The following is a 5,659-nucleotide window of genomic DNA, read 5'->3' as shown; positions in this document are numbered from 1 at the left end:
CTACTTTCAATCATAACTCTTAGAGCACTAGAGCAACCCGACTCTCAGAGAGCGTTTACTGACCCTGATTTTTTGAAGACTTTTAACTTCCTTTACGCCAAACCTTCAAGCAAGCAAGATCTGCCCATTGGATTTGCACTTGATCGGCAAAATGACGAACATTTTATAGTCACTAAGTTACGCTGGAAAGCAAAACAAAAAAGCAATGAACCTTGGATTGGGATGAATTGTTCTGCTTGTCATACTGGGAAGATTGAATATAAAGGCGCATCCATTGTAATAGACGGTGCCCCAGGACTTATTGATTTTCAAGGGTTTATTGAAAATTTTGACCTATCGCTAAGACAAACCTTTGACGATAGCAAGAAGCTAGAGCGTTTTGCAACAAAGGTATTAAGGACTTCTCCAAACCCAGAACAAACCAAAAAGATTAAAAGTGCGCTCAAACAATTACTCACGTGGCAAGAAACTACGGCTAGACTTGATAGATCTTCAAGCCGCTACGGATATGGTCGCTTGGATGCGTTTGGCCATATTTTTAATAAAACAGTGATGTTCGCAAACCTTGATTCTAAAAATTATGAAACAAGTTTGCATAAAATGAAGGGCAATAAATCAGATGCTCCAGTGAGTTTTCCTTTTTTATGGGGAATACAAAATCAAAATAAAGTACAGTGGAATGGGATTGTTGAAAATACTGTTATCTCAACCAAAGACATCACATTGCTTAAATATTTCAAGAAGAGAGAAATTGAACTTGGTGCAATCGGAAGAAATAGTGGTGAAGTTCTAGGTGTGTTTGGTGAGGCAGTCATTGATGAAAAAACCTTTAAAAACTTTGATAAGCCGTTAACAGCTCTGTTGTCAAATGGTTTCAAAAGCAGTGTCAATATCCCTAGTCTTAATGGTTTAGAGGCAAAGCTCAAAACGCTTGAGTCACCAAAGTGGTTAAAGGAACTACCTAACTTGGATAGCGCTAAAGTCAAGCAGGGCAAGCAGCTATTCAGTGCTCACGGCTGTAACAACTGCCATACACCTACCGCTGCCGAGATTACCCAAGGTGAAGAAAAAACAAAGTGTCTCAACAGCGATGGTACAGTACCTATTATTGAGAGCAAGGGGGCTGAGTGTATGGATAATTTCTCTCCCTCATTAAATAAACAAACTGCAATGGCCATTAAGAAGGCAGCCGCTGTTTCTGCTACTGATGAGGACGTAGATAATGCACTGAGGTCCTATACAGACATTTTGATGGCATGCAATGCTTTAAATTACAAGGCAGATACTGGCCGGCTTAGAGGAATTACAATTAATAAGAGTAAGATGGGAGAGGAAGCTCTGGTCTCAGCGATGCTGACGACCACCGTTAAAGGTGTCATATTTGATAATAAGCGAAATACACTTAACACAGCCTTTAAAAATGAAGTGGAGGTTTGGTCGTTTCCACCGGCTATGATGACAAAACCAAGGAAAATACCTTCCAAAATATATCAGTGTATCAATCAAATCAATGAACTAATTGAAAGTAATGGCTGTCAGGATTCACCAAAAGTAAATGCAATCTGTCAACTGCCATATCAGTTGCTGGCGTATAAGGCTCGCCCCCTAGATGGTATCTGGGCTACTGCACCTTATCTACACAATGGCTCAGTACCTACCCTCTATGATCTACTACTACCTATTGATGATCGCCCAAAAGATTTTTGGGTAGGTAGTTTTGAGTTTGATCCAAAAAAAGTGGGTTATGTTACTGCACAACCTGAAGACGGGCGCGCGACTAAATTAACTACAACTGTGGATGGCTTGCTTAGTGCAGGTAATAGCAATTACGGCCATGATTATAATAACAACCAAATGAGTGACGAAGACCGCTGGGCGTTAGTCGAGTATATGAAAAGCCTCTGATCGTTTATTTAAGCGTTGGGGGCAAATCCAGCGCTTAACTGAGATGATCGCTGTATTGGTATTGACCAGAGCCGGACAGTGAACTCCTCGAGTTCAACAATTTCTAGCTTGAATAAACTAATTAAAAATTGCTGCACAATATACTTGCCGTGCACGTACTGATTAGCTATCATGTGCGGCTTTTCGATGGTCTGAAGATCTTAACGGGTTCAGAGCGTCAGCAATTTAGATTTCCTGATTCGGAGTATAGTCATGGCTAAAGTATGCCAGGTAACAGGTAAGCGCCCAGCTGTGGGTAACAACGTATCTCACGCGAAGAACCACACACGTCGTCGTTTTCTTCCTAATCTACACAGCCACCGCTTTTGGGTTGAGAGCGAAAACCGTTGGGTTAAGCTACGTCTAACCGCTAAAGGTATTCGCATTATCGATAAAGTCGGTATCGATGCAGTATTAGCAGACATGCGTAAGCGTGGCGAAAAAGTATAACCGGCTTAGCCGATAGGAGTTAACATGCGCGATAAAATCAAACTAGTTTCTAGTGCTGGCACAGGTTTCTACTACACCACTACTAAGAACAAACGTACCATGACTGAAAAGCTGGAAATGAAGAAATTCGATCCTGTTGTTCGTAAGCACGTTATGTTCAAAGAAGCGAAAATCAAGTAAGTCACTTATTTTATGAATGACTTCGAAAAGCCCGGCCATTGTGCCGGGTTTTTTTATGCTTGAAATAAGACACACTAAGTTGTAATTTTAAGCACTGGGGATAATGGTAAAAAATAACAATAAGGAAACGGTATGCAGACCTCCACTCCGCTGGTAGAGGCAACCAATCTACAACGATTCTATGGAAAACATGCCGCAGTTGCAGGCGTTGATATCTCGCTCCGACATGGTGAGGTGCTCGGCTTACTAGGCCCTAATGGTGCGGGTAAGTCTACGATCATTCAAATGCTCACGGGTACGCTGGCACCCCATACAGGTAAGATCCTTATCAACGGAATCAACCTCAAAGAACAAGCACTGGCTGCCCGAAAGCACATAGGGTATTTACCAGAAAACCCACCGTTATACCGTGACATGACTATCCGGGAGTACCTCATCTATTGCGGTAAACTACATCACTTACGTGGTACTGAGTTACGCAATGCCGTCAGCTGGGCTATCGATAGCTGTGACCTAGGCAGCATGAGTAAACGATTAATTAGCAACCTATCCAAAGGTTTTCAACAACGTGTTGGTATTGCACAAGCCATTTTGCATCGCCCTCCCCTGATTATTCTTGACGAACCAACTGTCGGTCTTGACCCGTTACAGCTGGACCAGATTCGCCAACTGATTCGTGAGCTAGGCAGAACACATGGGATCATCTTATCAACACACATTCTGCAAGAAGTTGATGCGGTCTGTCAGCGAGTACACGTCATTAATCAAGGCAAGACCGTCATTAATGAAACACTGGATGATTTAAACGCCAGAGGCCAGTCACTACAGTCTATATTTACTGAGCAGCTAACAGAGATTAACGAGGTGGAAGATGCTTAATATAGGCTTGAGCGAATTCCGACGCTTCTTGCGGACGCCGATGCCATGGCTGCTTCTTGCAGCAGTGCAACTCATTCTTGCTTATTTGTTCTTCGCGCAAATAGAAGATTACATTAGCAAAATACAACCGCAGATTATCGCCAGTCAGGCCGCTTATGGCGTAACAGATATCGTACTGACTCGCGTCTTCACCTTTGCCGGCATTCTCATGCTGGCTATTATGCCTTTACTGACTATGCGGAGCTTTGCAGAGGAACGTCAGAACCACACCCTGACATTACTAAGGGCTGCACCAGTCACCGCTACTCAAATCGTTTTAGGTAAGTTCTTGGCAATTGAGTTATTCCTCATCTGCCTTATTGCATTAATCAGCTTAATGCCGCTTTCCCTGTTACTCGGTACTTCATTGGATTTAGGACAATTAAGTAGTGCTATTCTTGGACTCTTTTTATTACTAAGCTCATTTGCAGCAGCTGGGTTATACCTGTCATCACTCACTAAGCACGCCATGATGGCAGCATTGGCAGGTTTCGCATTCCTTTTAATTCTGGCTTTACTGCATTTTGCAGGTACACGTAGCGACCAACCCAGCGAATTATTGACGTATTTATCTCACTTCAGCCACTACCTCAGCTTTGTGAATGGAATCATTGATAGCCGGGACATTGTCTACTACCTGCTGTTTATAGCGCTCTTTTTGGTGTTATCGATTCGAAAGCTTGATAATGAGAGATTGGGGTAATCACGATGAATACTAAAAAACCTTCAGCTATCTCTCATAAACTCAGTCAGTTATTGTTTTATGCGCTGTTAATTCTAATGGTAGTGATGGTGGCCTGGTTAAGCACACGTTATGTGAAGACCACCGACGTCTCCTTTGGGCAACGCAACACATTAACTCAGGCTACGCAATCTTTAGTACAGTCCGTAGAACAACCACTTGGCTTTGTTGCCTACCTATCCAACGATAAAACCAAGCTGCACGATGGCATGCGTAAACTGGTGGCGAAGTATCAGCAGTTTAAACCCGAAACCACACTGGAAATTGTCGATCCTAACCTCAACCCTGAACGCGCAAAAGCTGACAATGTCATGGCCGAAGGTAGAGTGATATTGCATCTGGGCGAGCAAAGTGAAAAGCTCACCGCAGTTGATGAAAACACTGTGGCCAATACCATCCAGAGGATGTTAAGAAAAACTATTCCACGCGTGATTGTCTTGGAAGGCCATCAAGAGCGCTCCGTATTTGATGAAGGCAATAGCGGCATGAGTAAGCTTCGTGAACGCCTAAGCAGTCGCGGCTTTCGTCTGCAGCCACATAACATCTTAAAAACACAATCGATCCCTGAACACAGCAGTTTTGTAATGATCGCCTCACCACTCAATAGCTATTTGAAAACAGAGGTGGATGTTCTGCTGAAATATATTGAGGATGGCGGGAATTTACTTTGGCTGACTGAGCCACGCACACCGGCCGGACTCGACAGCCTGAATCAACATTTAGGGCTCAGCATTCTTGATGGTACCTTACTGGATTCCAACAAGTCGCTTCAGGAAATGCTTGGCATTCAACACCCTGCTGTTATACCAGTCATTCAGTTCGGCCACCCTCTACTCAAAGACATGGTTAGTCCTGCTCTGTTTCCGTTTGCAACCGTGGTTGAGAAAAATACAGCTTCACAAACTGACTGGTCATACATTTCACTACTGAGCAGTGGTGAGAATAGCTGGCTGGAAACAGCCGCATTAAGCGGTGAAGTCAGCCCCGATTATACGAGTGGCGACCTGCCTGGCCCATTAAGTTTAGCAATGACATTGACGCGTGACCATTTACAAAAAGAACAACGCATCGCTGTAATTGGAGATAGTGATTTTCTGTTGAATCAGTTCGTTGGCGCTGCCGGCGGTGGCAATCTGACATTGGCTAATAAGCTGTTTGATTGGTTAAGTAACGGAGATCAATTACTTAACATCAAACCTGCAAGAGCACCTGATACTGTGCTGGCCATGCCTGGCAAGAGCCTGACTTATCTTGCCCTGAGTTTTCTGATTGGCATACCCGCACTACTGATACTCATTGGCACGCTTCGCTGGTGGATTAGAAAGCGACGTTAATTGTTTGATATAAATAGCCGCACTTAGCTTAATACCGATAAAAAAAGGAGGCAACCCAATAAGGGCCTGCCTCCAGGGCAATCGCTTGAAA

6 protein-coding genes are annotated in these 5,659 nt (G+C 43.6%); all 6 read left to right on the top strand.

Translation table 11 applies throughout. The features are described from left to right. The coding region (locus DKW60_RS22070) for a di-heme-cytochrome C peroxidase (RefSeq protein ID WP_181389850.1) at positions 1–1,905 on the top strand (1,905 nt) is incomplete at its 5' end. A 252-nt stretch (positions 1,906–2,157) separates the two neighbouring features. Continuing rightward, positions 2,158–2,394 carry a 50S ribosomal protein L28 gene (gene rpmB, locus DKW60_RS22065; protein ID WP_109839826.1) on the top strand — a complete coding sequence of 79 codons (237 nt, stop codon included), beginning with the start codon at positions 2,158–2,160 and terminating at the stop codon, positions 2,392–2,394. A 24-nt stretch (positions 2,395–2,418) separates the two neighbouring features. Then, a complete protein-coding gene (gene rpmG, locus DKW60_RS22060; protein ID WP_022952843.1) occupies positions 2,419–2,574 on the top strand; it encodes a 50S ribosomal protein L33 in 156 nt (51 codons plus the stop codon). A gap of 132 nt (positions 2,575–2,706) precedes the next feature. Continuing rightward, on the top strand, positions 2,707–3,453 hold the full coding sequence (locus DKW60_RS22055) for an ABC transporter ATP-binding protein (RefSeq protein ID WP_109839825.1): 747 nt from the start codon (positions 2,707–2,709) through the stop codon (positions 3,451–3,453). Further along, entirely contained in the window at positions 3,446–4,195 is a 750-nt protein-coding gene (locus DKW60_RS22050) for an ABC transporter permease (protein ID WP_109839824.1), read from the top strand. Before DKW60_RS22055 ends, DKW60_RS22050 begins: the two co-directional genes overlap by 8 nt. Positions 4,196–4,200: 5 nt before the next feature. Continuing rightward, positions 4,201–5,568 carry a GldG family protein gene (locus DKW60_RS22045; protein WP_109839823.1) on the top strand — a complete coding sequence of 456 codons (1,368 nt, stop codon included), beginning with the start codon at positions 4,201–4,203 and terminating at the stop codon, positions 5,566–5,568. Positions 5,569–5,659 lie beyond the last annotated feature (91 nt).

This window comes from Leucothrix pacifica (assembly GCF_003172875.1).
In the GTDB taxonomy this organism is placed as follows: domain Bacteria; phylum Pseudomonadota; class Gammaproteobacteria; order Thiotrichales; family Thiotrichaceae; genus Leucothrix; species Leucothrix pacifica.
This window is presented reverse-complemented; position numbering and strand designations above follow the sequence as displayed.